Here is a 23,976-nt window from a genome sequence, read left to right as displayed (position 1 = left end):
GAGGCGCCGATGTCCACGCACGTCTTCGCGCTGTGGCTGCTGACGGTGGTGTTCGACACCGTCGGCCAGCTGTCCTTCAAGGCCGCCGCCGGCGATCCCGAGGCCGGCGACGGCCTGGCCCGCTGGAAGCACATGCTGGCGCGCCCGTGGCTGTGGCTCGGCGGCGCCTGCTACGTGTTCGAGTTCCTCGCCTGGATCGCCTTCCTGACCCTGGTGCCGCTGGGCCGCGGCCTGCTGCTTGGATGCATCAACATCGTCGCGATCATGCTCGCCGGTCGATGGCTGTTCGGCGAACGGCTGACGCGCATGCGCGTGACCGGCATCCTGCTCATCACCATCGGCGTGGCGCTGGTCGGAGCCGGGCTGTGAAGCGCTTCTACGTGATCGGTTTCGGCGCCCTGCTGGCCTTTGACACGCTGGCGCAGATCAGTTTCAAGCTGGCCGGCATGCACGCGTTGCCGCTGCAGGCCGACGCCGCCTGGCTGCTGCGCCTGTTCAGCGGACCGTGGGTATACGGCGCGATCGCGGGCTACGTCGGCGCGTTCTTCACCTGGATGACGCTGCTCAAGCATGCGCCGATCGGTCCGGCCTTCGCCGCGTCGCATCTGGAAGTGGTCACCGGCCTGCTGCTCGCCGTGCCGATCTTCGGCGAGCGCATCGGTCTCCTGCAGGCGATCGGCGCCGTCATCATCGTCGCCGGCATCCTCTGCCTCGCGCAGGGCGAAGGCGATGCGGCGGAAGACTGACGCCCGCGAGATACCGCCCACGGCCGGCCTGCCCTTGCGGCTCGGCGATCTCCGCGGCGGCCAGCCCGCGCTGGCGCAGGTCCTCGCGCCGTACAGCGGCTGCGAGGACGCGTTGCTCACCTGCTCGGGCACGGCGGCGCTGGTCGTCGCCCTGCGCATGCTCGCGCAGCGCAGCGAGCGACGCGAAGTGATCGTGCCCGCCTACACCTGTCCGCTGGTCGCCATCGCCGTCGCGCACTGCGGCTTGCGCCTGCGCCTGTGCGACACGCAGCCCGGTCACTTCGCGATGGATCCCGACGCGCTACATGCGCAACTCGGACCGCAGACGCTGGCCGTGATACCGGCGCATCTGGGCGGACGCCCGGTCGACCTCGGCACGGTCTGCGACATGGCCCTCGCCGCCGGCGCAACCGTGATCGAGGATGCCGCGCAATCCCTGGGCGCGCGCCATGCCGACGGCACGCCCAGCGGCCTGGCCGGCGACATCGGCCTGTTCAGTCTGGCCGCGGGCAAGGGCTTGAGCACCTACGAAGGCGGCCTGCTGGTCGCACGCACGCCGCAGACGCGCGAAGCCCTGCGGGAAACCGCGCAGCGCGAACTGCCCGTGCGCGCGGGCTGGGAGCTGCGCCGCAGCCTGGAGCTACTCGGCTACTGGGCGCTCTATCGACCGCGCGGCCTGCGCCTGGCCTACGGCGCACCCTTGCGACGCGCGCTGCGCCGCGACGATCCGGTCGGCGCGGTCGGCGACCGCTTTTCGATGCGCATCCCGCTGCACCGGCTGGGCCGCTGGCGACAGGCCGTGGCCACCCGCGCGGCGGCGCGTCTGCCGGCCTTTCTCGAACAGACCCGAGCACAGGCGATGCGGCGTCTGCCGCGACTGGCCGCGATCCCCGGACTGCGCGTACTCGACGATGCCTCGGGCGCACACGGCACCTGGCCGTTCTTCCTGCTCGTGTGCGAAACCGCAGCGATGCGCGATGCCGTCATGCGTGCGCTGTGGACGGCCGGACTCGGCGTCAGCCGGCTGTTCATCCACGCCCTGTCGGACTACCCGGACCTGCGCGCGATCCTGCCCGACGACGACTGCCCGCAAGCGCGCGACTTCGCGGCGCGCAGTTTCACCGTCAGCAACAGTCCTTGGTTGCGGGACGATGCGTTCGAGCGCATCGTGAAAACGCTGGAGACGGTGACCGCACAGCGCGACTGAGCGCGCCTCACGCCCGCCGCGCGGTGTCGATGGTGCGCAACAGCCGACGATTGACCGCATGCTGCTGCGCCTGCCATGCGCGCAGCTCGGCGCCCGGGATCGACGGCTGCCGATCCAGCGCGGACAACGCACGCTTCCACCAGTGCGCATAGCGCGCCACCGACACCTCGCCGGTGATGTCGCTGCCCACGATGCGACCGCGCAGGTCGCGGATCGCGGCGTGCAGATCGTCCTCGCGCATGCAGCCCTGGTCCCAGTTGGTGCGCGCGTCCTCGGGACTCAGCACGTCCTTGTCGATGGACAGATAGATCGGCGTGTCGCGTTGCGCCATCTCGGCCTGGAAGGCCTGCAGCAGCGCATGTGCGTCGTCGAAATTGCGGAACGCGGATCCCATGCCCAGCGCCCGCGCCCAGCCGGTGCGCGCGCCGATCGACCAATAGGTCAGGCGACCGCGACGCAGCGGACGCAGACGGTTCTCCCAGGCATGCATGGGACCGATGTCCGACGAGGTGATGCCGACCACATGCACATGCAGCACGTTGGGCAGCGCGGCGACGTCGTGCACCCACGACCCGCAATGCACGCCGAAGACGAAGCGCATGTTGTCGGGGTGGTTGTCGAACACCACCACCTCCAGCGGCCCGCGCTGCGCGGCGATGCGCTCGATCAGGGGCACGCTCAGGTGATGGAAGTCGCCGCTGCCGGTGAACACGGTGCCCGCTTCGTTCGGCAGCAGTTCGCGCATGCGCTCGCCGAAGGCGCGCAGCCGGCGCTGACTGCAGGCGAAGCGCAGATCGTCGCACCAGTGCGCCAGCGGCACCACGACGGCACGCTCCAGCGTGTCCACCGAACCATCCAGATCAAGCACGATCGGGCGCATGAGCGGCCTGCTCCTCGTGCCAGCGACGGTCGCTTTCAAAGTGACCGGAAATCCGCTGCAGCAACGTGCGCAGCAACGGGTTGCGCGGACGCACCGCGTGCCGCGTGAACGTCATGTGCGCGCCCAGGTGCGCCTTCACCTGCGGGTCCGTCCAGCCGGCGATGTAGCGCTTGAGTCCGTGCTGTCGTGCGTATTCGAGATTGTGCATCCAGCTCACCGCGTAGAGGTTGCATTCGCGCGCCTGCGGGTAGGCGAAGCCCACGTACTTGTCCACCAGCGCGTGCCGATGCCGGTAGCAGAGATTCCAGCCGATCATCCGTCCATCGCGTCGATACACGAACACGATGCCGCCGCTCGTCCGATCCTGGAACAGGGCGTGGAAGAACGGCGCGGTGAGACGGTCGAAGTGCGTCTCGCTCTGCGCGAACACGGCTTCGTACAGCTGCATGAATTCGGCCAGCACCTGCGGATCGCGAAAACGCGCGTCGCCGGTCGCCACGGCTTCTACCTGCAGCTGCTCGCGTGCACGCAGTTTGCGCCGGATATCCTTGCGTGCACCTTTCGACAGCCGCGCGAGGTACTCGTCGGCGTCGGCGAAATCGATCGGCACCCAGGCCAGCGCCTGCCCTTCCAGCAGCACGAATCCCTGCTGCGCGCAGGCCTCGGCGAAAGCGTCGCACCAGGCATTCTCGTCCGCATCCAGCAGCGGCGAGGCCTGCGGAATGTCCTTCACGATCAGGAACGGGCACTCCCGACCGTGCGCCTGCCGCAACGTGGCGGCCAGTGTCTGCGGATCGGCCGCGCCGGGCAGCCAGGCGTATTCGGTCACCGTGGTGCCCACGAAGCGCGTGCGCGGACGCAGCCAGCGCGACCAAAAGCGGTAGCCGGGCAGCCCCCGAACGCGTCGTTGCAGCGCCGGCTCGGCCGTGGTCAGCAGATCGAACGGCGCGATGAAGGCGGGCACGTCGCCCGCCACCGTGTCCGCCGCGAAATGCTCCGGCGGATGGCGCATGAACTGCTCCACCAGGGTTTCGGGTTCCAGTTGTGCTACGAAAGGCATGTGCAAGATTGGCCAACTAGATTGCGAGATATCACACGGCTCCGATGCCGCGCCCGTGCCGCTCCCGGTACGCCTCGGCATCGCGGCGACCCACGACGGAGTCCCGACATGAACGCATCCGTACAAGAGCAGGTTTTCAAGATCATCGCCGAACACGGCAAAGTCGACGTCGACCAGGTCAAACCCGAGTCGACGCTGAAGGATCTCAACATCGCTTCGCTGGAGGCGATCGAGATCATCTTCGACATCGAAGAGCACTTCGACATCAACATGCCCGACCGCGATCCCGATTTCGACGCCGATTCGGCCAAGGGGCTGGTCGACGCCGTCGAGGAAGCGCTGGCCGCCAAGCAGAACGGCGCGGACGCGCAGGCCTGATCGACCCCGCATCCCGCGCCCCCGGCACACAGGAAACATACATGCGACGTATCGTCATCACCGGCATGGGCGCGATCAGCGCCTGTGGCATGGGCGCCGAGCCGCTCTGGCAGGCCATGCGCGACGGCCGCAGCGCGATCGCGCCGCTGGTCTCGCCCGATCCCGACGCGCAAATGCGCATCAAGGTCGCCGCGCAACTGCGCGACTTCGATCCCGAGGCGCATTTCGACAGCGCGCGCCTGAGCCTGCTCGACCGCACCGGCCAGATGTGCCTGGTCGCCGCGCGCGAGGCGGTTGCCCACGCCGGCATCGACTTCACCAAGAACGGTCTGGCGGCGCGCACGGCCACGGTGATCGGCACCGGCGTCGGCGGCGAGATCGCACGCGACGAACAGGCCCGAAAGGTTCACGGCGAAGGCTCTTCGCGCGTGCATCCGCTGTCCATCGTGCGCATGATGCCGAACGCGCCCGCCAGTCATCTCAGCATCGAATTCGGCGTCACCGGACCGGCCTTCGGCGTGGTCAGCGCCTGCGCGTCCTCGAACCACGCCGTGATCCAGGCCGCCGCCATGCTGCGCAGCGGCCTCGCCGACGCCGCACTCGTCGGCGGCACCGAATCGTGCTTCAGCCTGCCCGGCCTGCGGGCCTGGGAAGCCATGCGCGTGGTCGCCGACGACACCTGCCGCCCGTTCTGCAAGCAGCGCCGCGGCATGGTGCTGGGCGAAGGCGCCGGCGTATTCGTCCTGGAAACGCTGGAGCACGCCCGGGCCCGTGGCGCAACGATCCTGGCCGAGCTGGCCGGGTTCGGCATGAGCGCGGACGCTGGCGACATCGTCGCGCCCTCCGCGGACGGCGCGGCGCAAGCCATCCGTGCCGCACTCGACGACGCCGGTCTGGCGCCGGAACAAGTCGGCTACATCAACGCCCACGGCACCGCGACGCCGGCCAACGATCCGACCGAGACACGCGCCATCCGCCAGGTCTTCGGCACGCATGCCGATCGTCTCGCCGTGTCCTCGACCAAGGGCGTGCACGGCCACGCGCTCGGCGCCGCCGGCGCGCTGGAGTTGATTGCGGCCATCGGCGCACTGCGCGAAGACATCCTGCCGCCCACGGCGAACTTCATCGACGCCGATCCCGCCTGCGACCTGGACTACATTCCCAACACGGCGCGCACGCAACGCGTGGACGCCGTGCTGTCCAACTCGTTCGCCTTCGGCGGCCTCAACGCCGTACTGGCGCTGCGCCGCTGCGAAGACTGAACCTGCGGTTTCGTCGCCCATGGCAAAGCCCCGGCGCGAACGCCGGGGCTGACTAGCGGATTCCCCCATCATGCCTTGCACCGAGCGCGCTCAGGCAGCGCGCTTGGCCTTGGTCAGCAGCTGATCCAGCAGCGCGATGCCGAGGTCGATCTCCTCGGTGGTGATGTGCAACGACGGCGCCAGCGTGATGACGTTCTTGTAGTAGCCGCCGATGTCGAGCACCAGACCGATCTTCTTGCCGTTGTGCTCCAGGTCGCCGGCCAGGCCGATGTCGACCATGCGATCGACCAGCGCCTTGTTCGGCGTGAAGCCGTCCTCGGTGCAGATCTCGGCGCGCAGCGCCAGGCCCAGACCGTCGACGTCGCCGATTTCCTTGTGGCGCTTCTGCAGGTCCTTCAGACCCTCGAGGAAGTGCGCGCCCTTGGCCATGACCATGGCTTCGTAATCGGTCTCGTGCATCATCTTCATCGCCTCCAGGCCGACCGCGGTGCCCAGCGGATTGGCGTTGAAGGTCGAGTGCGTGGAACCCGGCGGGAACACGGTCGGGTTGATCAGTTCCTCGCGCGCCCACAGGCCGGACAGCGGGTTCAGACCGTTGGTCAGCGCCTTGCCGAACACGATCACGTCCGGCGTCACGCCGAAATGCTCGATCGACCACAGCTTGCCGGTGCGGAAGAAACCCATCTGGATCTCGTCGGTGACCATCAGCACGCCGTACTGATCGAGCACCTTCTTCAGACCCTTGAAGTAGTTCATCGGCGGGACGATGTAGCCGCCCGTGCCCTGCAACGGCTCGACATAGAACGCCGCGTACTCGCACTCGCCGACCTTGGGGTCCCACACGCCGTGATATTCGGTCTCGAACAGGCGCGCGAATTCGGCCACCAGATGCTCGCCGTACTCTTCCTTGTCCATGCCCTTCGGGCGACGGAACGGATACGGGTACGGCAGGAACATCGCGCGCTCGCCGAAATGGCCGTAGCGGCGGCGGTAACGGTAGCTGGAGGTGATCGCCGAAGCGCCCAGGGTACGGCCGTGATAGCCGCCCTCGAAGGCGAACATCAGGCTCTTGCCCTTCTTGAAGTTGCGGATGATCTTCAGCGAATCCTCGACCGCCTGCGCACCGCCGACGTTGAAATGCACGCGACCCGGCAGGCCGAACTTGCGCTCGGCATCGACGGCGATGGCGCGGGCCAGCTCGATCTTCTCGCGATGCAGGTACTGGCTGGCGACCTGCGGCAGGTGGTCGATCTGGCGCTTCAGGGCGTTGTTCAGGCGCTCGTTGGCGTAGCCGAAATTGACCGCCGAGTACCACATCTGCAGGTCCAGGAACGGCGTGCCGGACGGGTCGTACATGTAGCTGCCTTCGCAGCGCTCGAACAGCTTGGGCGGATCGGTGTAATGAACGGTGTCGCCGAACGAACAGTACTTCGCTTCGTCGGCCAGCAGGGCCGCGTCGGCGTCGGGCGCGATCTCGGGGACGCGCATTGCAACGGTATTCATGCCAGATGGACTCGCAGGGGGAAGAGTTCGGGGAGGGTGTCGCCGACCAGCTCGGGCAGCGTGTCGAGCAACGCGCACGCATCGGAGAAATCGACGATGGGCCGGTGCGGGATGCCCGCGCGGCGGCAATGGGTGATCAGTTTCTTCTTGGCGAACACGAAGTCGGCCACGCCGGACACGCAGAAATCCGACAGGCCGTCGCCGATCATCAGCACGCGGTCGTGGCCGCGCGCAATCGCGCACTTGCAGGTACCGCTGGCTTCGCCGCAGGCCGCGTCGGCATGCGGCGAAGCCAACTGCCAACCGCGGGTGCCATCGTGCAGCAGGCGGTTGGCGCGGATCGGCAGATCGCTCAGCCCGTGCCGCGCGAGGATGCGGCGGATCGCGTAGTCGAGACCGTCGCTGACGATCTGCACCGGCATGCCCTGGCGACGGGCCTCGGCCACGAAACCGGGGAACGCGGGATCGATCGGCAACGCGTCGAGCACGGCATCGACCTCGTCCAGCGAGGCGTCGATCAACGCCACCTGCGCCGTCATGCACTCGCGCGAACCGATCGCGCCGTCGCGCCAGCGCGCTTCGATCGCCTCCCACTCGGGAAGCGCGAAACGGCTCAGCAGCGCATCGGTGACGTCGTCGAGGGCGATGGTGCCGTCGAAGTCACAAAGAATGGTCCAGTCGTGCAAGGCAGCGGTTCCGGGCTGTTCGTCAGGCTTTCAGCCTAGAACCGCATTCTTTCGGCGCCCTTTCCGGTGGCATCCGCCCCACGAGTCCGCTCAGGCGGACTTCAGGCGAACCTGCTGCAGCGCGTGAGAAAGCGCCGCGCCTTGGCAAGCCGGAACCTCCGTACGCATGGCTCCTTTGCCATGCGCCTCGCCAGCCGTCGCCGATGGCCGGTCATCAGACCCGCGCGGCGAGCTTCAATCGAAGCGGTCGTCGCGCGTCCACAGCACACCGTTTTCCTGCTTCACCGGAAAGCAGGCGATCGGCTCGTAGGCGGGCGGGCAGGTCGGCCGGCCCGAGCGCACGTCGAAACGCGCGCCGTGGCGCGGACATTCGACCTCGAAGCCGTGCACCTCGCCGCCGGCGAGATCGCCGCCGTCGTGCGTGCAGGTGTCCTCGACCGCGTAGAAATCGCCGTCGATGTTGTACACCGCGATGGGCGTGTCGCCGTCCCAGACCACCTTGAACTCGCCCGGCAGCAGTTCGCCGCTGGGGCCGATCTCGATCCAGTCGCTCATGCGGCGTGCTCCGTCGTCAGCGGCTTGCGCAGCCACTCGAAGCGCAGATCCTCGCGCTTGGGAATGCCGAAGCGCTCGTCGCCATAGGGGAACGGTGCGTACTCGCCGGTGCGGCGGTAACCGCGGCGTTCGTACCAGGCGATCAGGTCGTCGCGCACGTCGATCACGGTCATGCGCACTTCGCGGCAGCCCATGTCCGTCTGCAGGCGTCGCTCGGCCTCGGCCAGCACCGCGCGCCCGAGCCCGCCGCCCTGGCGTCCCGGCTGCACGGCGAACATGCCGAAGTAGCCAAAATCACCCTTGCGCTCGATGTGGCAGCAGGCCAGCAGCACGCCGTCCTGTTCGGCCAGCAGCACCTGGCTGGCGTCGCGCTCGATGTCCGCGATCACGCCTTCGGGGTCGATGCGCTGGCCGTCGAGCAGGTCCGCCTCGGTGGTCCAGCCGACGCGACTGGCGTCGCCGCGGTAGGCCGATTCGACCAGCGTCACGATGGCGGGAATGTCCTCGCGCACCGCCGCGCGAAAGGCTAGGGATGTCGGATTCGTCATGCTTGCCATGATAGCGTCCGCGCGGCCGGATCGGCCATGCGGACGCCGCCGGTCAGAAGCCGGGCGGACGCTCGTGGGCCACCTTCAGCTTGCGCTCCATGGCCAGGCCGACGCGGGCGATGGTGCCTTCCTCGAACAGGCGACCGACCAGGGTCACGCCGTACGGCACCCGTCGCGGCGGATCGAAGCGCGGCAGCGGATGCGCCGGATCGGGCGCCCAGTCGCTGCGCGCCTGCTTCACGTGCACGAAACCCGTGCGCAGCGTCAGCGACGGCTGCCCGGTCATGTTGCCGATCACCAGCATCTCGTCGCGCAACGACGGCACCAATAGCAGATCGACGTCGGCCATCAGCGTGGCCATCGCCTGCGCCACCTTGCGCCGCAGACGATCGGCCTGCACGTAATCCACGGCCGACAGGAAACGCGATTCGCGGAACAGGTTGGGCCAGGCGTCGGACGTCTGCACGGTGAGCTTGGCGTCCTCGCCGCTGAGCGTCAGTTCCTCGAATGCAGCCGCGGCTTCGGCGAACAGCAGCAGGTTGAGCGAGTCGTAGGGCCAATCCGGCAGCGCGACCGGCGTCGCCTCAAGACCGAGTTCGCGCAGCGTCTGCAGCGCGGCGCGGTCGGCGTCGGTGGCCTGCTTCATCCAATCGGGGAAATAACCGACCTTCAGCCCCTTCACCGTCGCGCCCGCGTCGTAGTCGAGCCGGCTGGGCAGGCTGTACACGTCTCCGGCATCGGGACCGGACAGCGCGTGCAGCACCAGCATGGTGTCGTCGACCGAGCGCGTCAGCGGGCCGAGCTTGTCCATGGTCCAGCACAACGTCATCGCCCCCGTGCGCGGCACGCGGCCGAAGGTCGGACGCAGACCGGTGACGCCGCAGCGCATGGCCGGATCGATGATGCTGCCCTGCGTTTCGCTGCCGATCGCGAACGCCACCAGACCAGCCGCCGTGGCCGAACCGGGCCCGGCGCTGGAGCCGCCGGAGCCCTCCTCGGGCAGCCACGGATTCATGGTCTGGCCGCCGAACCAGATGTCGTTGAGCGCCAGCGCGCCCATGCTCAGCTTTGCCAGCAACACGGCGCCGGCTTCGTCGAGACGCTTCACCACCGCCGCGTCCTCCGTCGGGACACGGTCGCGGAACGGCTCGGCGCCGTAGGTGGTGCGGATGCCGGCGGTGTCGAGCAGGTCCTTGCCTCCCCACGGGATACCGTGCAGCGGACCGCGGTAGCGACCGGCGGCAATCTCGCGATCGGCGCGGCGCGCCTGCTTCAGCGCGTGTTCTTCCAGCAGCGTGATGACGCAGCGCAGCTTCGGATCGAAGCGCTTGATGCGGGCGATGTAGATTCTGGTCAGGCGTTCGGAAGTGAGCTTGCCGCTGCGAATCCACTGCCCCAGCCGACCGACCGAGGCGAACGCGATGTCCGCGTCGTGCGCGGGCAGCGGACCGGCATCGACGGCGGCCGGACGAAAACGGTCCACGGACGGCCCGACCGCGTGACCGGGCAACTGCGGGTTCCACACCGTAGCCGGCGCCAGATCGTCTTCGAGCGTTACCTTGTTGGGACCGGTGCGTCGCTCCAGCACGCCCGCCATCGCGGTGCGCCAACTGGATGCCGCCTGCTCGCGCTGGGCCGCGCTCATGCGCACCTGCACCAGCTTCTCGGCCTCGGCGAAAGTCAGCTCGGTCACCTGCGGACCCGTGCCCGCGCCGGTATTGAAAGCCGGCGCCGTGCCGGGCACGTCCTGCGCGGCCTGGGCCTTGAGCTTGAGCGCCGCGAAGGCGCCGAGCACGCCAATGGGCAGACGGGTAAGGAACTGACGACGCGATTTCATGGGCTTCCCCGCGGAGGCGCGTACCGTTCCCAGCGTCACGCAGACCGGCCACTGGACGACGCGCCGGTGATCGGTAACGCCCGCATCCCTGGGCTGCGTGCTTCCGGCCGGCTTTCGAGCTTCAGAGCATACCCCAAGCCCGGGGGACCGGATCGATGCTCAGGCCAGCAGCTTGCGCACTTTCGTCAGGGCCTCGACGAAGCGGTCGATCTCCTCGCGGGTGTTGTAGAACGCCATCGAGGCGCGCGCCGTGGCCGGCACGCCGTAGAAGTCCATCAGCGGATGCGCGCAGTGATGCCCCGAGCGTACCGCCACGCCTTCGAGGTCGAGCATGGTCGCCATATCGTGCGACTGCACGCCATCGATCAGGAACGAAATCACCGCCGCCTTGTGCGCGGCCTCGCCGAAGATGCGCAGGCCCGGCACCTGCTTCAGCGCGTCGGTGGCGTATTCGAGCAGTGCGTGCTCGGTGGCGTCGATGCGCGCCATGCCGAGTCCGGACAGGTACTCCGCCGCCGCGCCCAGACCGATGAAACCGGCGATGTTGGGCGTGCCGGCCTCGAACTTGTGCGGCGGGTCGGCAAACACGGTGCCCGAGAAGCGCACCTTGCGGATCATGTCGCCGCCGCCGAAGAACGGCGGCATGGCTTCGAGATGCTCCGCTCGCGCCCACAGCACGCCGGTGCCGGTCGGACCGGCCATCTTGTGACCGGTGACGGCGTAGAAGTCGCAGCCGATGGACTTCACGTCCAGCGGCAGATGCGGCGCGGCCTGCGAGCCGTCGATCAGCGAGGCGATGCCGCGCTCGCGACAGGCCTTGGCCAGTTCGCGCACCGGATTGATGGTGCCCAATACGTTGGAGACGTGGGTGAACGCCGCCAGCTTCACGTCCGGCGTCAGCAGCTCGACGAACCGCTCGACGAGAAGCTCGCCGGCTTCGTTGATCGGCGCCACCTTCAGCGTCGCGCCCGTGCGCTCGCAGACCAGCTGCCACGGCACGATGTTGGCGTGGTGCTCCATCGTCGTGACCAGGATGCTGTCGCCCGGCTGCAGGCGCGGCAGCGCGTAGCTGTAGGCCACCAGGTTGATCGCGTGCGTGGTGCCGGACGTGAACACCAGCTCGTCGCGGCTGTTGGCGCCGAGGAACTTCGCCAGCGTGTCGCGCGCGCCCTCGTAGGCCGTCGTGGCCTCTTCGCCGAGCGCGTGCACGGCGCGCGCCACGTTGGCGTTGTATTGACTGTAGTAGGCGTCGACCGCCTCGATCACCGCACGCGGCTTCTGCCCGGTGTTGGCGCTGTCCAGGTACACCAGCGGCTTGCCGTGCACCTCGCGCGCGAGCACCGGGAAGTCGGGGCGGACGACGGCGGGGTCGAGCAGCGGGGGCGTGGCAGGCATGGCATTCATGGCGGACTCGCAGGAAAGACGAAGGCGTCGGCCTCGGCCACGGTTTCGCGATCGCCGTGGCTCTTCGGCGCGGATACGACGAGAAAGCGTACCGCAGCCTCGGACGCGTTGCGCAGACAATGTGTCGCACCCGGCGGCACGTGCAGGCCCTGTCCGGCGCGCAGCACATGCTCGACGCCTTCCAGCTCCATCGTCGCCTCGCCTTCCAGCACGTAGAAGAACTGGCGCGCGCGGGTGTGCCGATGACGCGTTTCGCTGGCGCCCGGCGGCACGCGCTCCTCGATCACGCTGAGATCGTCGCCGGCCAGCAGATGCCAGCCGTCGCAGACCTCGCCCCAGCGGTAGTGCGGCGCGGTCCGCGCATCGATCACGCCGGGCGCGCGCTTGCTCACGCGTCCGTTCCGCTGCCCGGCAGACGCGCGACCAGACGCTGCCCCAGATACTCGCGCAGGGCTTCGTGATCGAGATCGTCCAGCGCCGCGCGGCAGAACGCCTGAGTCAGCAGCGCGCGCGCCGCGTCGACGGGGATGCCGCGCGAGCGCAGGTAGAACAGCGAACGCTCGTCGAGCTGGCCGACCGTGGCGCCGTGTGCGGCCATCACCTCGTCGGCGTAGATTTCCAGCACCGGCTGGGTGTCGATCTCGGCATGCGGCGACAGCAGCAGGTTCTTGTTGCTGAGCGCGGCGTCGGTGCCGTCGGCACCCTCGGCCACCGTGATCGCGCCGTGGAACACGCCGCGACCGCGCTGATCGGCGACGCCGCGCCACAGCGCATCGCTGGCGGTGTTCTTCGCCACGTGACGGATATCCAGACGCGTATCCAGATGCTGCCGACCGCGCGGCACGAACGCGCCGCGCGTGTCGAGTCGTGCGCCCTCGCCGCGCAGCTCGGCGTCCAGTTCGCGGCGCGCCAGGCCGCCGCCCAGCTCCAGGGCATGCAGCCGCAGCTGCGCGTCGGCGTCGAGCCGCAGGCGGTCGCGACGGATCAGCAGCGCCTCGTCGGCACATTCCTGCAGACCGATCCACGCCAGCTTCGACCGTGCATGCAGCACCACGTCGCTGACCTGCGTGCCCAGATGACGATGCGCGCCCACGCCGGCGTGATGCTCGACCAGCGTCAGCGACGCGCCCTCGCCCAGCTCGACGATGTGCCGTGCGTGCCAGGCCAGATCGTCGTCCGCCGGCACGCCCACTTGCAGCAGGTGCACCGGCGCGTCGATCTGCGCGCCGGGTGCGACGCACAGCACCATGCCGTCGGTCGCGAACGCGGCGTTGAGGCGCGCGAAGGCATCGGCCGACGCCTCGCCACCGCGACTCAGGAAAAACCGCAGCGGCTCGGCATCCTCGACCAGCGCCTGCGACAGCGGACGCAGGCTCAAACCTTCCGGCAGCGCGTCCAGCGACGACAGATCGGCGCGGAACACGCCGTGCACGAAAACCAGTCGCGGACCGTCCACGCCCGGCAGGCGCAGCGCTTCGATATCCACGGCGCGCGACGCCGCATCCGCATCGCCGGCGAGGAACGCACGCCGTTCGAGCGCACGCAACGCGGTGTACTTCCAGGCCTCGTTGCGCGCGCCTGGCAAACCATCGCGCACGAAGGCCTCCAGCTGCTCGCGACGCGCGGCATCCAGCCAGGCCAGGCCAGCACCCGGCAGACGCGCCAGCGTCTCCGTCGCATGCGCGGCCAGGGCCTCGACGAACGGCGACGCCATCACGCCGCTCCCGCCGGCTCGCCGTGATCGGCGACCCACGCGTAGCCGTGCGCTTCCAGCTTCTTCGCCAGTTCCTTGTCGCCGCTCTCGACGATGCGGCCGTCGGCCAACACGTGCACGTAATCCGGTTCGATGTAGTCGAGCAGTCGCTGGTAATGCGTGATCAGCAAGAACGAGCGCTGCGGATCGCGCTGCGCGTTGACGCCCTCGGCGACCTGCTTCAGCGCGTCGATGTCCAGGCCCGAGTCGGTCTCGTCGAGGATCGCCAGCTTCGGTTCCAGCAGCGCCATCTGGAAGATCTCGTTGCGCTTCTTCTCGCCGCCGGAGAAACCTTCGTTGACGGCGCGGTTGAGCAGGTCCGGCGACAGCTTCATGATCTTCAGCTTTTCGCGCACGATCTTCAGGAACTCCATCGAGTCCAGCTCCGCCTCGCCGCGCGCCTTGCGCTGCGCGTTGTAGGCCGCGCGCAGGAAGTAGGTGTTGTTCACGCCGGGAATCTCGACCGGGTACTGGAACGCCAGGAACACGCCGGCCGCGGCACGCTCCTCCGGCTCCAGCGCCAGCAAGTCCTGGCCCATGAAGGTGACCGAGCCTTCGGTGACCTCGTAGCCATCGCGCCCGGAGAGCACGTTGCCCAGCGTCGATTTGCCGGCGCCGTTGGGTCCCATGATGGCGTGCACCTCGCCCGCGCCGATGTCCAGGGACAGGCCCTTGAGGATGTCCTTGCCCTCGACGCGAGCGTGCAGATTCTCGATTTTCAGCATGTTCTTCTCAACTCGAATGTTCGTTGTCGCCAGGGCCTCAAAAGGCCTGCAGATAACTCGCCAGAGCGAGGGCGCGCGCCCTCGGCAGCGCCAGTCGCTTGTGCATCGCGATCACCGGCCAGATCGTGCCCGAGCGGTGTCCGTACAGATCGCTCAGCGCGTCGAACTGCGCGTCGCGGTAGTGCAACCACTGCCGCTGTGCCACGCGCATCGACTGCTTGGCCTTGGCGTCGATGTCGGGGTCCTTCGACGCCATGAAGCGGCGGTACCACAGATTCATCTGTGCATCCCAGCGGTGGTAGCCCTCGCCGTAGCAGGCCACGATGTCGCGCGTGCTGACGGCCTTCTTCAGACAGACGTCCAGCAAGCGATCGATCGGCTGCGTCTTCAGACCGTCCAGCACCGTCACCGACTTGCCGCTGACCGGATCGACCAGCACCGTGCCGGTCTTCTCCGCATAGGCCAACCGCAGCGGTTTGCCCTTCGGCCAGGCGTCGACCTGCTTCCAGGTCAGCCCGTCGTACATCACTTCCAGATTCATCGTGTCCGCGCCGTCGCGCACGATCACGCGCGACGGATCGTGATCGGCCTCGAACTGCACGGACTGCTGCCACGCCCAGGTATCGGACGCCGCGGCATGGCCGGCAAACGACACCGCGCACATCGCGAGAAGCGGCACCATCGCCTTCATCGCATCCACTCCGTTCACAGCAACTGGACGCCGAAGCGCCGCACCACCAGCGCGAACAGCAGGAAGATCAACACCGTGCCGACGCAGAACGCCAGCATCGACCACACGAAACCCCAACGCTGCAGCATCCACGGAAACACCAGGAACATCGGCAGCGTCGGGATCACGTACCAGAACGTGTAGTACGCGTAGTTGCCGATGGTCTGCGTGCTGCGGTGCTCGACGTGCATCCACACCAGCGCCAGCAGGCTGACCAGCGGCAACGCGCCGATCAGCGCGCCGACGCGACCGCTGCGGCGCGCGATCTCGGAGATCGCCACCACCACCGCCGCAGTGACCAGGTATTTGACGATCAGGTACGGCATCTCAGCCCACCGCGCCTTCCAGCGACACTTCCAGCAGCTTCTTGGCCTCGACCGCGAATTCCATCGGCAGCTCGCGAAAGACCTGCTTGCAGAAACCGTCGACGATCATCGACACCGCGTTCTCCTCGTCCAGACCGCGCGAGCGACAGTAGAACAACTGATCGTCGGAAATCTTGGACGTGGTGGCCTCGTGCTCGACGATGGCCGTCGGATTCTTCACTTCCATGTACGGGAAGGTGTGCGCGCCGCAGGTCTTGCCGATCAGCAGCGAGTCGCACTGCGTGTAGTTGCGCGCGCCCTCGGCGCCCTTCTCGATCTTGACCAGGCCGCGGTAGGCGTTGGAACTCTTGCCCGCGCTGATGCCCTTGGACACGATCTTCGAGCGCGTGCCCTTGCCGACGTGGATCATCTTGGTGCCGGTGTCGGCCTGCTGGTGATGATGCGTCAGCGCCACCGAATAGAACTCGCCCACCGAACGGTCGCCGCGCAGCACGCAGCTCGGATACTTCCAGGTGATCGCCGAGCCGGTCTCGACCTGGGTCCAGGAAATCTTGGAATCGTCGCCGCGGCAGTCGCCGCGCTTGGTGACGAAGTTGTAGATGCCGCCGACGCCGTTCTCGTCGCCCGGATACCAGTTCTGCACGGTCGAATACTTGATGCTCGCCTTCTCCAGCGCGACCAGCTCGACCACCGCCGCGTGCAGCTGGTTCTCGTCGCGCATCGGCGCGGTGCAGCCTTCCAGGTACGAAACGTAGGCCTCGTCCTCGGCGATGATCAGGGTGCGCTCGAACTGGCCGGTATGGCCGGCATTGATGCGGAAGTACGTGGACAGCTCCATCGGGCAGCGCACGCCCTTGGGAATGAACACGAACGAGCCGTCGGAGAACACCGCCGAATTCAGCGCCGCGAAGTAGTTGTCGCCGGTCGGCACGACCGTGCCAAGGTACTCGCGCACCAGTTCCGGGTGTTCCTTGATCGCTTCGCTCATCGAGCAGAAGATCACGCCGGCCTCGGCCAGTTCCTTGCGGAAGGTGGTGCCGACGGACACCGAATCGAACACCGCATCCACGGCCACGCCGGCCAGACGCGCGCGCTCGTGCAGAGGCACGCCGAGCTTGTCGTAGGTCTCCAGCAGCTTCGGGTCGACCTCGTCCAGCGACTTCGGCCGGTTCTTCGGCGCGGCGTAGTAGCTGATCGCCTGGAAATCGATCGGCGACAGCTTCAGCTTGGCCCAGTCCGGCATCGGCATGGTCAGCCAGTGGCGATAGGCTTCCAGCCGCCACTCGGTCATCCACTCCGGCTCTTCCTTCAGCGCCGACAGCGCGCGGATGATGTCCTCGTTGAGGCCGGCCGGCAGGCTGTCGGTCTCGATGTCGGTGATGAAGCCCGCGCCGTAGCGGCGCGAGAGCGCCTCGACGACTTCGGGGTTGTTCTCGCGAAGCGTGGCTACGTTGTCGCTGCGTTCGGCGGTCATGTGGGGGATTTCCGTGATTCGGCGGGCCGCGGCGCGAAGTGCACCGGCTGCGGCGCCGGTTCCAGCATTTCGGCCAGGGTCATGGCGCGCAGGGCCTGCGCCACCACCGTGTTGATGCGCTGCCAGTTGCCGCGCACCGTGCAATAGGATTCGTGATCGCAATGGCCGACGCTGACGCTGCATTCGGTCATGCTCAGCGGGCCTTCCATCGCCTCGACGATCTCGGCCAGGTTGATCCGCTCGGCCTCGCGCGCCAGGCGGTAGCCGCCGTTGGCGCCGCGGAACGATTCCACCAAACCGGCGTGACCGAGCGTCTTCAGCAACTTGCTGACCGTCGGCAATTCCAGGCGTGCTTCCTCGGCGATCTGCACAGCGCTGAGCACCTCGCCCGGCTGCGAGGCCAGGCAAGTCATCACCACGGTGGCGTAATCGGTCAGGCGGCTGACGCGGAGCATGCGGTTCGGCGGCGGCTAAAACGTACCAAAATGGTACGGATTGAGCCTGCGCGGGTCAATCGAAACCCCGCCCCAGCTTGGTGCAACCACGCCAGCGACATGTGCGCAGCATGGTGCAAATCGATTCGGCAGCCAATGAAAACCATTGCAAATCCTTGATTTTCATGAATACAACGCGTGGCACACCTCGTGCAAGAGCGACTGCAGACGCTACCGCTACCGGGGAACAACGATGAAATGGGTCACCGTCATCATCAAGCCGTTCAAGCTCGACGACGTGCGCGAAGCGCTCGCCGAAGTCGGCGTGCAGGGACTGACCGTCACCGAGGTGAAGGGCTTCGGTCGACAGAAAGGCCACACCGAGCTCTACCGCGGCGCGGAATACGTGGTCGATTTCCTGCCGAAACTGAAACTCGAGATCGCGCTCAGCGACGACATCCTCGAACAGGCGGTGGAAGCCATCGTCGGCGCGGCGCGCACCGGCAAGGTCGGCGACGGCAAGGTGTTCGTGTCCGACCTCGAACAGGTGATCCGCATCCGCACTTCCGAAACCGACATCGACGCGCTGTGAGCGCACGCCGAGGACACGCCATGAAACTCCGTACCCTCTCCGTCCGCGCATCGCTGTTCGTGCTGCTGCTCGCACTCGCGCCGGCCGCGCTGGCGCAGGCCACGACGCCCGCCCTCGACACCGGCGACACCGCCTGGATGCTCACCGCCACCTTCCTGGTGCTGATGATGACGATCCCCGGCCTGGCTCTGTTCTACGGCGGCATGGTGCGCGCCAAAAACGTGCTGTCGGTGCTGATGCAGTGCTTCGCCATCACCGCCCTGGTCAGCGTGCTGTGGATCGTCTACGGCTACAGCCTGGCCTTCGACACCACCGGCATGATTGCCGACACCGTCAACCTGCACTCGGTCATCGGCAGCCTCAAACAGGCCATGCTGGCCGGCATCCAGCCATCGAGCCTGTACGGCACCGTGCCGACCAGCGTGTTCGTGATGTTCCAGATGACCTTCGCCATCATCACCCCGGCGCTGATCGTCGGCGCGGTGGCCGAGCGCATGAAATTCACCGCGCTGCTGTGGTTCGTCGGCCTGTGGTTCACCATCGTCTACGTGCCGATGGCGCACATGGTCTGGGGCGGTCCCGGCTCGCTGCTGGGCGGCTGGGGCGTGCTCGACTTCGCCGGCGGCACCGTGGTGCACATCAACGCCGGCATCGCCGGCCTGGTCGCCTGCCTGGTGATCGGCAAGCGCCACGGCTATCCGCACGTGGCGATGGCGCCGCACAACCTCGGCTACACGCTGATGGGCGCGAGCATGCTGTGGCTGGGCTGGTTCGGTTTCAACGCCGGCTCGGCCGTTGCGGCGAACGGCTCGGCCGGCATGGCCATGCTGGTCACGCAGATCGCCACCGCCGCCGCCGCGCTGGGCTGGATGATCGCCGAATGGCTGCGCCACGGCCGCCCGAGCATGCTCGGCATCGCCTCGGGCGCGGTGGCCGGACTGGTCGCCGTCACGCCCGCCGCCGGCACCGCCGGACCGGGCGGCGCACTGGTGCTGGGTCTGGTGACCGGCGTCATCTGTTTCTTCTCCGCCACCAGCCTGAAACGCAAGCTCGGTTACGACGACTCGCTGGACGTGTTCGGCGTCCACGCCGTCGCCGGCATCGTCGGCGCCCTGCTGACCGGCCCGCTGGCCGCCGCGGTGTTCGGCGGCTACGGCAACGTCGCCGGACCGTGGTCGCAGCTGTGGATCCAGTGCAAGGGCGTGGCCTTCACGGTGGTGTGGAGCGGCGTGCTGACCCTGGTGATCCTCAAGCTGATCGGCTGGACCATCGGCCTGCGCGTCGACCAGGAAGAAGAGCAGCTCGGCCTCGATCTCGCCCTGCACGAAGAGCGTGGTTACAACCTGAGCTGACGGGCATCGGACCGTTCGCTATAACCGCGCAGGCACCCGCACCGGGAGCCTGCGCGCGGCGCATGACCGAATCGATACTGAATCGCAATCGGGGGGCAAGGCTTTGCCTGATCAAGCCGCGCGCACATGTTATGCGAGCATCGCCGTGAATGTTGACGGTGCTGCCGCTGATATCAGCTCAGAGATTCCAACTCCATCCACTCGAACACCCACAAGTGCGCCCAGGATATCTACTCCTATCCAACGACTCTCGATTGAGCATGTCGATTTCCGAAAAGTTGTATCAATAAAGCATAAAATGCGCAAAAAAATATAATACGGACGAGACAACTTTCTTAAAATACTAAAGCGATAAGGTCACACAATGATTCTTCGCTGCCGCATCAACAAGAAAATCGCGAAACCTCACCAACTCCGACAGCAAAGACTCTCTTGGTACACTTATTTTCAAGAACCCCTGCTCGGGCGTCCAGCGATATACGAATTCAATATCGCTCACTCCCAAGTTTTGCAAAAAGGAAACCTTCACATCCAAAGCTTCAACGATTGCGTTGACTATCGGCACGTCAGCATCATCTTCCTCAAATTGATCGAACATTGTGCCGTGCCTTGCATTGAAATCAAACCAGAATTTAGACGAGAACAGCCACTCCGAAAGTGGACCGGACAAATGTATCTTCCCTCCCTCATTTTTCATGGAAGCCATGGAATTTTGCATTGTCATGACATCACCCTTATTTAACCGGATCGGTATTATTGAAGTGCGTCAAGGCATTTCTCACATCCCGCGGAACGCCCGTTTGCGTTGTTTTGTTCGGACCAACTAGAGGGACGTTGTTCGGTATTGCATTACCACTCTGATCAAGATACTGACCAGCCGCATTCCGCACACGATAGTAATTACCAGCATTGTCATACACTACAGACGCACCCGTGGTTGAATTCGTGTAGATTGTTTTTCCGGATACCGTGTATGTTATCGCCGGATTCGATCCCGCAATGCTCTCTACGGTTTCGTTCAACGACCCACTCGACCAATTGCCACCATATTTGGCCGCTCTCGTTGCGCCCTGAGAATTATAAACCGGCGCATCGAGCCCATCTGCGGCATTCGACGCCGCACCGTCTTGACTTGTTACCGATGCCTTTGGGGAATAAACTGGCGCTTCGTTTGCTGCTCCCATGTACCCGCTGGCACCACCACTTAGCTCATCCGCAGTTCCCGCGATAGTGACGCTTCCGTCAACCGTGGACTGAGCCTCCGGCATCGGGCTGACCCAATTTATCCTAACCCCACTAAAACCAGTCGACGCGCTGCCTTCCGCCGCACCAACGCCCTCAGTTATGGCGGAACCTGTCGACGCATAATAGGGCGTCGCGGCTTCACCCGCGGCAGCACCGGCCGCCCCCCCCCCCCCTGTAGCACATTGCCTCCACCAAGCGCCGCTACGGCTGCACCGACGACCGCATGCGTGACCGTGGCTTGCCCGCTTCCTGCCTTCCAGCCTTCTTTGTGCTCCAGATCACCGGCGGCACGCATACCCACGTAGCCGGCAACCTGACCCGCTTCCTGATTCTCGGCCACCTTCTGCGCATCGAAGATGGTCTTCAGGCCCTGTGCGTCGATGTCCGGGTTGCGGTCCAGACCCGAAAGGTCCTGACCGGGGTTGTCGCGGATATCGACGGTGCCTTGCGCGATGCCTGAGTGGGTGACGCTGTGTTCGCTCTTGCCCTGCGGGATGCTGCCGCTGGGCGTGAAGCCGCTCATGTTGCTGGCATTGCCGGTGCCGTAGCCCCCGCCGACGCTGGCGCTCCAGGCGCTGTAGTCGGCTTCGTTCTGGATGTCGGAGTAGCTCAGGCTGCCGGTCGAGAACAGGTTCCTGGACGGATCGGCCGTGCTGGCGATGACGCCGCCGGTCAGATCGGTGTGGTGTCCGACGCTGATGTCGTAACCGCCGTCGCCCGCGGCGATGCCGCTGGTCTGGGTGACGCTCTTGTACTTCGAGTCGGTCTGCGCGGCGCTGGCCGAACCACTGACACCCGCTCCGCCNGCCGTGCTGGCGATGACGCCGCCGGTCAGATCGGTGTGGTGTCCGACGCTGATGTCGTAACCGCCGTCGCCCGCGGCGATGCCGCTGGTCTGGGTGACGCTCTTGTACTTCGAGTCGGTCTGCGCGGCGCTGGCCGAACCACTGACACCCGCTCCGCCGCCGCTGAAGCCGTAGACGACGGTCACGCTACCCTGCCAGTTGTTGCTGGCGTAGTCGTTGGTGTCCTGCTCGCTGGCGATGTGGAGATCGTGACCGATGTCGGCCAGGACCGTGTTGCCGGTCGCCTGCGCGCCCTGGATGGTGGCGTCGTTCCCGGCGAACAGGTTCAGCGTGTCATCGGCGCCAATCTGCGTATCCAGGTGCGTCGTGCCGTTGCCGTGGGTGCGGCCCTTGCCGCCGTTGACGGTGGCGTAAATGCCGGTGGTCTGACCGATGCTGACGCCGACTTCGCCACCAGCGTTCGCCTGCGACTGGCTCTGCGTGTGCTGCTCGGCCTGACTGAGCAGGTTGAGATCGTGGCTGGCCGAGAGGCTCACGTTCTGGCCGTGCACCTGGCTGCCGATGACGTTCAGGTCACCGTTCGTCGCGGTGATGGTGACGTCGCCCTGGCTCTGGATATGGCTGCCGTAGGCGACGTCGTCGTGGCTGTCGGCATGGCTGTTGACGGTACTGGCGCCGATGCCGACTCAAGTGCACCTGGAACCATCATACTGAACTTATAGAGATGAGATATCGCTATCCAACACTTTGATTTAAAGCATTGCGCACAGCCTGCCCGATTTCCTCATCGGAAGCAGACTCAGGAAGCCTTACATCAGTACCCGGAATGGGCTCATAACACCCTACTCCATACTGTCGATCGGCCCCGATAATAATTTCCCCTTGAACAAACGCAACAGTGGGGCATTTAGTGTTACGGTAAAGGGCTTTCCTTGTTTTCACACCCCGTAGCTCCATATGCTTGGCCTCCCCATCCTTGTAGTTGGGCAGCGGAATATTTCTGCCGCGCATCAAAGCGCCACGTATAACCTCACCTAACTTCTTATTGGAAACCTCGCGAAGGGAAAGCCGCGAGACAGGAATATCCCAGTCTATCATGACCCCCGCCCCCGGCCCGGAACGAGTTCCGATTATCAGGTCGTCATCGCCATGCAGATAAACAAAGGCCCCGTAGCTTTTTAGCATGACTATTTCACCGCCCTAATATTAAGATTAATGTGATTTTGCTTAGCGTAATCCATAGCACGTTGAAGCTGCTGCAACTGAGCCGGCGTGGGATTCGGCGACACCGCTAATTCGATAGTCCGATTGGGCACCTGCTCCCCAAGAACCTTGAACCCAGCTTTTTCATCTCGCGTGAAATTCACCGCCGCATCCACATATTTCTTGAGCGTGTAGTACACCGACGAAGGATTGTTCGTGTAACCAGGCATCTCTAGATTCATCGCCTTGCAACTTACCGCGAGCCCACACGAAAAATCGAATCCATCGAACGTTTTGAAATTGTTTGTAGGTGGAGCAGTGAGATCTTGCTTCCGAAGAACGTAACTTTCCCAAGTGTATCCTGGACTTATCGTATCTACGCTGCTCCACATAGAGCGGCCGTCACCAGTGACGCTCAGCACACCCGGCGAGGGAGCAACACCCAGCTTCGCTATGCCATAGCCCATAGCCGCTTGCAGCACAGCCCCCCCAGCCATGCCGCCCTCGACTTGGCCAGCAGGCGCAAAGTTACCTTGTTGCGCTTGATAGAACACCGCACCCATGTTCTGCTGCTGCGTGTTCATCCAGCCTTGCGGATCCTCAAACATCTGCTGAGTGGAATGCACTCCATCAACAAAGTTTGCAGGATTGAGAACCCCCGCGAGACCTTTCAACAACCCACCTGTCCAATCGGACACCTGACTCATACCAAGAGTCGGAACTTTAATAGGCTGCGGGTTGTTGCTGAATATCGTTGGATCATTCCGCTGATAGGGAGCGGATACTCCAAAGAGTGGCACAGGCTGACCTTCCTGATCGTACCCAATCGTCGGATTGCCTTGAGAAAGTGCGTAGTTTTGCAGGAAACTCTGAGCTTCCTGCATAGCTGCTAAGTTGTAGTGTGAATTACTAGCTTCTGTTCTATCCAGCATGACAATTGCGGCACCTTCAAGAATCTTTGCCGCTAACTCCACACTCATCCCTGGATGTTCGGCAGCATATTGCTTCGCCAAAACATCATCGATGATATGTTTCTCGTCCTTGCTCGGATCACTGCTCCGATGCAGCTGGCGGTTGTACTGTTCCCCGTCCAGTGCCGTCACTGCACCCGCACCGCCGCCTGCCGCTCCGCCGATGCCCAGGCTGGCCAGACTCATCAGCGCCTTGCCCTCAGCACTATCGGCACCGATCGAGCCGTCATTCAGTTGATCCTGCAAATAACCGCTCGTCGCCTCGCTGGCGCCAGCACCCACGGCGCCCTGCAAGGCGT

The 23,976-nt window shown here is 65.6% G+C and carries 26 protein-coding genes; 7 read left to right on the top strand and 19 right to left on the bottom strand.

The window, feature by feature from the left end:
* The first annotated feature begins 9 nt into the window (after window positions 1-9).
* Genes LF63_RS04810 through LF63_RS04800 form a run of 3 tightly spaced genes read left to right on the top strand, consistent with a single transcriptional unit; the run spans window position 10 to window position 1,953 of the window.
* The gene (locus LF63_RS04810) at window positions 10-369 is read left to right on the top strand and encodes a DMT family transporter (protein WP_043100013.1); all 360 of its coding nucleotides are present in this window, start codon (window positions 10-12) and stop codon (window positions 367-369) included.
* A complete protein-coding gene (locus tag LF63_RS04805) occupies window positions 366-746 on the top strand; it encodes an EamA family transporter (RefSeq protein WP_043100011.1) in 381 nt (126 codons plus the stop codon). The genes LF63_RS04810 and LF63_RS04805 overlap by 4 nt, the downstream gene beginning before the upstream one ends.
* A complete protein-coding gene (locus LF63_RS04800) occupies window positions 730-1,953 on the top strand; it encodes an aminotransferase class I/II-fold pyridoxal phosphate-dependent enzyme (RefSeq protein ID WP_043100009.1) in 1,224 nt (407 codons plus the stop codon). The genes LF63_RS04805 and LF63_RS04800 overlap by 17 nt, the downstream gene beginning before the upstream one ends.
* A gap of 7 nt (window positions 1,954-1,960) precedes the next feature.
* Here LF63_RS04800 and LF63_RS04795 read toward each other — a convergent pair whose 3' ends face one another.
* Together LF63_RS04795 and LF63_RS04790 are read right to left on the bottom strand one after the other, a co-directional pair.
* Entirely contained in the window at window positions 1,961-2,833 is an 873-nt protein-coding gene (locus LF63_RS04795; RefSeq protein WP_043100007.1) for an arginase family protein, read from the bottom strand.
* On the bottom strand, window positions 2,814-3,893 hold the full coding sequence (locus LF63_RS04790; protein WP_043100006.1) for a peptidogalycan biosysnthesis protein: 1,080 nt from the start codon (window positions 3,891-3,893) through the stop codon (window positions 2,814-2,816). Before LF63_RS04790 ends, LF63_RS04795 begins: the two co-directional genes overlap by 20 nt.
* 108 nt (window positions 3,894-4,001) lie before the next feature.
* On the opposite strand from LF63_RS04790, the gene LF63_RS04785 reads away from it, so the two are divergent.
* Both LF63_RS04785 and LF63_RS04780 read left to right on the top strand, forming a co-directional pair.
* Window positions 4,002-4,271: an acyl carrier protein gene (locus tag LF63_RS04785; RefSeq protein WP_043100004.1), complete on the top strand. Its 270-nt coding sequence runs from the start codon at window positions 4,002-4,004 to the stop codon at window positions 4,269-4,271.
* 41 nt (window positions 4,272-4,312) lie between these two features.
* A complete protein-coding gene (locus tag LF63_RS04780; RefSeq protein WP_043100000.1) occupies window positions 4,313-5,533 on the top strand; it encodes a beta-ketoacyl-[acyl-carrier-protein] synthase family protein in 1,221 nt (406 codons plus the stop codon).
* A 90-nt stretch (window positions 5,534-5,623) separates the two neighbouring features.
* Here LF63_RS04780 and LF63_RS04775 read toward each other — a convergent pair whose 3' ends face one another.
* From LF63_RS04775 to LF63_RS04715, 13 genes are all read right to left on the bottom strand, one after another.
* Window positions 5,624-7,021, bottom strand: coding sequence for an aspartate aminotransferase family protein (locus tag LF63_RS04775; RefSeq protein ID WP_043099999.1), 1,398 nt, complete (start codon window positions 7,019-7,021; stop codon window positions 5,624-5,626).
* Window positions 7,022-7,032: 11 nt separating this feature from the next.
* Window positions 7,033-7,722, bottom strand: coding sequence for an MtnX-like HAD-IB family phosphatase (locus tag LF63_RS04770; protein ID WP_043099998.1), 690 nt, complete (start codon window positions 7,720-7,722; stop codon window positions 7,033-7,035).
* Between the two features lie 234 nt (window positions 7,723-7,956).
* Window positions 7,957-8,277 carry a non-heme iron oxygenase ferredoxin subunit gene (locus LF63_RS04765; protein ID WP_043099996.1) on the bottom strand — a complete coding sequence of 107 codons (321 nt, stop codon included), beginning with the start codon at window positions 8,275-8,277 and terminating at the stop codon, window positions 7,957-7,959.
* The gene (locus LF63_RS04760) at window positions 8,274-8,825 is read right to left on the bottom strand and encodes a GNAT family N-acetyltransferase (RefSeq protein ID WP_081945096.1); all 552 of its coding nucleotides are present in this window, start codon (window positions 8,823-8,825) and stop codon (window positions 8,274-8,276) included. The genes LF63_RS04765 and LF63_RS04760 overlap by 4 nt, the downstream gene beginning before the upstream one ends.
* Before the next feature lie 52 nt (window positions 8,826-8,877).
* Window positions 8,878-10,662: an amidase gene (locus LF63_RS04755; RefSeq protein WP_043099992.1), complete on the bottom strand. Its 1,785-nt coding sequence runs from the start codon at window positions 10,660-10,662 to the stop codon at window positions 8,878-8,880.
* Between the two features lie 159 nt (window positions 10,663-10,821).
* The gene (locus LF63_RS04750; protein WP_043099991.1) at window positions 10,822-12,066 is read right to left on the bottom strand and encodes a cysteine desulfurase; all 1,245 of its coding nucleotides are present in this window, start codon (window positions 12,064-12,066) and stop codon (window positions 10,822-10,824) included.
* Entirely contained in the window at window positions 12,063-12,458 is a 396-nt protein-coding gene (locus tag LF63_RS04745; RefSeq protein WP_235205266.1) for a cupin domain-containing protein, read from the bottom strand. Before LF63_RS04745 ends, LF63_RS04750 begins: the two co-directional genes overlap by 4 nt.
* Entirely contained in the window at window positions 12,455-13,780 is a 1,326-nt protein-coding gene (gene sufD, locus LF63_RS04740) for a Fe-S cluster assembly protein SufD (RefSeq protein WP_081945095.1), read from the bottom strand. Before sufD ends, LF63_RS04745 begins: the two co-directional genes overlap by 4 nt.
* Window positions 13,780-14,544: a Fe-S cluster assembly ATPase SufC gene (gene sufC, locus LF63_RS04735; protein WP_043099990.1), complete on the bottom strand. Its 765-nt coding sequence runs from the start codon at window positions 14,542-14,544 to the stop codon at window positions 13,780-13,782. Before sufC ends, sufD begins: the two co-directional genes overlap by 1 nt.
* Before the next feature lie 37 nt (window positions 14,545-14,581).
* Window positions 14,582-15,226 (bottom strand): lysozyme inhibitor LprI family protein, encoded by a 645-nt coding sequence (locus tag LF63_RS15180; RefSeq protein ID WP_184655041.1) that lies wholly within the window; start codon window positions 15,224-15,226, stop codon window positions 14,582-14,584.
* 23 nt (window positions 15,227-15,249) lie between these two features.
* A complete protein-coding gene (locus LF63_RS04725; protein ID WP_043099988.1) occupies window positions 15,250-15,600 on the bottom strand; it encodes a DUF3147 family protein in 351 nt (116 codons plus the stop codon).
* A 1-nt stretch (window position 15,601) separates the two neighbouring features.
* Complete coding sequence (gene sufB / locus LF63_RS04720) at window positions 15,602-17,074, bottom strand: Fe-S cluster assembly protein SufB (RefSeq protein ID WP_043099986.1); 1,473 nt, start codon at window positions 17,072-17,074, stop codon at window positions 15,602-15,604.
* Entirely contained in the window at window positions 17,071-17,529 is a 459-nt protein-coding gene (locus tag LF63_RS04715; protein ID WP_043099983.1) for an SUF system Fe-S cluster assembly regulator, read from the bottom strand. Before LF63_RS04715 ends, sufB begins: the two co-directional genes overlap by 4 nt.
* 232 nt (window positions 17,530-17,761) lie before the next feature.
* Between LF63_RS04715 and LF63_RS04710 the strand changes: the two genes are divergently transcribed.
* Window positions 17,762-18,100 (top strand): P-II family nitrogen regulator, encoded by a 339-nt coding sequence (locus tag LF63_RS04710; protein ID WP_043099981.1) that lies wholly within the window; start codon window positions 17,762-17,764, stop codon window positions 18,098-18,100.
* 20 nt (window positions 18,101-18,120) lie between these two features.
* Entirely contained in the window at window positions 18,121-19,452 is a 1,332-nt protein-coding gene (locus LF63_RS04705) for an ammonium transporter (protein WP_043099979.1), read from the top strand.
* Between the two features lie 343 nt (window positions 19,453-19,795).
* Here LF63_RS04705 and LF63_RS04700 read toward each other — a convergent pair whose 3' ends face one another.
* The 4 genes from LF63_RS04700 to LF63_RS16455 all read right to left on the bottom strand — a co-directional run bounded on the left by LF63_RS04700 (window position 19,796) and on the right by LF63_RS16455 (window position 23,098).
* Entirely contained in the window at window positions 19,796-20,158 is a 363-nt protein-coding gene (locus LF63_RS04700; protein ID WP_152569248.1) for a hypothetical protein, read from the bottom strand.
* Window positions 20,159-21,503: 1,345 nt separating this feature from the next.
* Window positions 21,504-22,183, bottom strand: a 680-nt coding sequence (locus tag LF63_RS16460) for a hemagglutinin repeat-containing protein (protein WP_425477060.1), incomplete at its 3' end; no start/stop codon positions are given.
* Window positions 22,184-22,238: 55 nt separating this feature from the next.
* On the bottom strand, window positions 22,239-22,688 hold the full coding sequence (locus tag LF63_RS15470; protein ID WP_081945093.1) for a contact-dependent growth inhibition system immunity protein: 450 nt from the start codon (window positions 22,686-22,688) through the stop codon (window positions 22,239-22,241).
* 2 nt (window positions 22,689-22,690) lie between these two features.
* On the bottom strand, window positions 22,691-23,098 hold the full coding sequence (locus LF63_RS16455; RefSeq protein ID WP_425477059.1) for an endonuclease toxin domain-containing protein: 408 nt from the start codon (window positions 23,096-23,098) through the stop codon (window positions 22,691-22,693).
* Window positions 23,099-23,976: the final 878 nt, after the last annotated feature.

This window comes from Oleiagrimonas soli, from assembly GCF_000761445.1.
GTDB lineage: Bacteria > Pseudomonadota > Gammaproteobacteria > Xanthomonadales > Rhodanobacteraceae > Oleiagrimonas > Oleiagrimonas soli.
This window is presented reverse-complemented; position numbering and strand designations above follow the sequence as displayed.

Excerpts from the sequence above, each read along its gene's own strand:
- LF63_RS04780 (WP_043100000.1), top strand. The coding sequence starts at position 4,313 with ATGCGACGTATCGTCATCACCGGCATGGGCGCGATCAGCGCCTGTGGC.
- LF63_RS04775 (WP_043099999.1), bottom strand. The coding sequence starts at position 7,021 with ATGCGCGTCCCCGAGATCGCGCCCGACGCCGACGCGGCCCTGCTGGCC.
- LF63_RS04800 (WP_043100009.1), top strand. The coding sequence starts at position 730 with ATGCGGCGGAAGACTGACGCCCGCGAGATACCGCCCACGGCCGGCCTG.
- LF63_RS04710 (WP_043099981.1), top strand. The coding sequence starts at position 17,762 with ATGAAATGGGTCACCGTCATCATCAAGCCGTTCAAGCTCGACGACGTG.
- LF63_RS04795 (WP_043100007.1), bottom strand. The coding sequence starts at position 2,833 with ATGCGCCCGATCGTGCTTGATCTGGATGGTTCGGTGGACACGCTGGAG.
- LF63_RS04785 (WP_043100004.1), top strand. The coding sequence starts at position 4,002 with ATGAACGCATCCGTACAAGAGCAGGTTTTCAAGATCATCGCCGAACAC.
- LF63_RS04765 (WP_043099996.1), bottom strand. The coding sequence starts at position 8,277 with ATGAGCGACTGGATCGAGATCGGCCCCAGCGGCGAACTGCTGCCGGGC.
- LF63_RS04760 (WP_081945096.1), bottom strand. The coding sequence starts at position 8,825 with ATGACGAATCCGACATCCCTAGCCTTTCGCGCGGCGGTGCGCGAGGAC.
- LF63_RS04700 (WP_152569248.1), bottom strand. The coding sequence starts at position 20,158 with ATGGCTTCCATGAAAAATGAGGGAGGGAAGATACATTTGTCCGGTCCA.
- LF63_RS16455 (WP_425477059.1), bottom strand. The coding sequence starts at position 23,098 with ATGTGGAGCAGCGTAGATACGATAAGTCCAGGATACACTTGGGAAAGT.
- LF63_RS04755 (WP_043099992.1), bottom strand. The coding sequence starts at position 10,662 with ATGAAATCGCGTCGTCAGTTCCTTACCCGTCTGCCCATTGGCGTGCTC.
- LF63_RS15470 (WP_081945093.1), bottom strand. The coding sequence starts at position 22,688 with ATGCTAAAAAGCTACGGGGCCTTTGTTTATCTGCATGGCGATGACGAC.
- LF63_RS04790 (WP_043100006.1), bottom strand. The coding sequence starts at position 3,893 with ATGCCTTTCGTAGCACAACTGGAACCCGAAACCCTGGTGGAGCAGTTC.
- LF63_RS15180 (WP_184655041.1), bottom strand. The coding sequence starts at position 15,226 with ATGGTGCCGCTTCTCGCGATGTGCGCGGTGTCGTTTGCCGGCCATGCC.
- LF63_RS04750 (WP_043099991.1), bottom strand. The coding sequence starts at position 12,066 with ATGAATGCCATGCCTGCCACGCCCCCGCTGCTCGACCCCGCCGTCGTC.
- LF63_RS04725 (WP_043099988.1), bottom strand. The coding sequence starts at position 15,600 with ATGCCGTACCTGATCGTCAAATACCTGGTCACTGCGGCGGTGGTGGTG.
- sufD (WP_081945095.1), bottom strand. The coding sequence starts at position 13,780 with ATGGCGTCGCCGTTCGTCGAGGCCCTGGCCGCGCATGCGACGGAGACG.
- sufB (WP_043099986.1), bottom strand. The coding sequence starts at position 17,074 with ATGACCGCCGAACGCAGCGACAACGTAGCCACGCTTCGCGAGAACAAC.
- LF63_RS04715 (WP_043099983.1), bottom strand. The coding sequence starts at position 17,529 with ATGCTCCGCGTCAGCCGCCTGACCGATTACGCCACCGTGGTGATGACT.
- LF63_RS04810 (WP_043100013.1), top strand. The coding sequence starts at position 10 with ATGTCCACGCACGTCTTCGCGCTGTGGCTGCTGACGGTGGTGTTCGAC.
- sufC (WP_043099990.1), bottom strand. The coding sequence starts at position 14,544 with ATGCTGAAAATCGAGAATCTGCACGCTCGCGTCGAGGGCAAGGACATC.
- LF63_RS04705 (WP_043099979.1), top strand. The coding sequence starts at position 18,121 with ATGAAACTCCGTACCCTCTCCGTCCGCGCATCGCTGTTCGTGCTGCTG.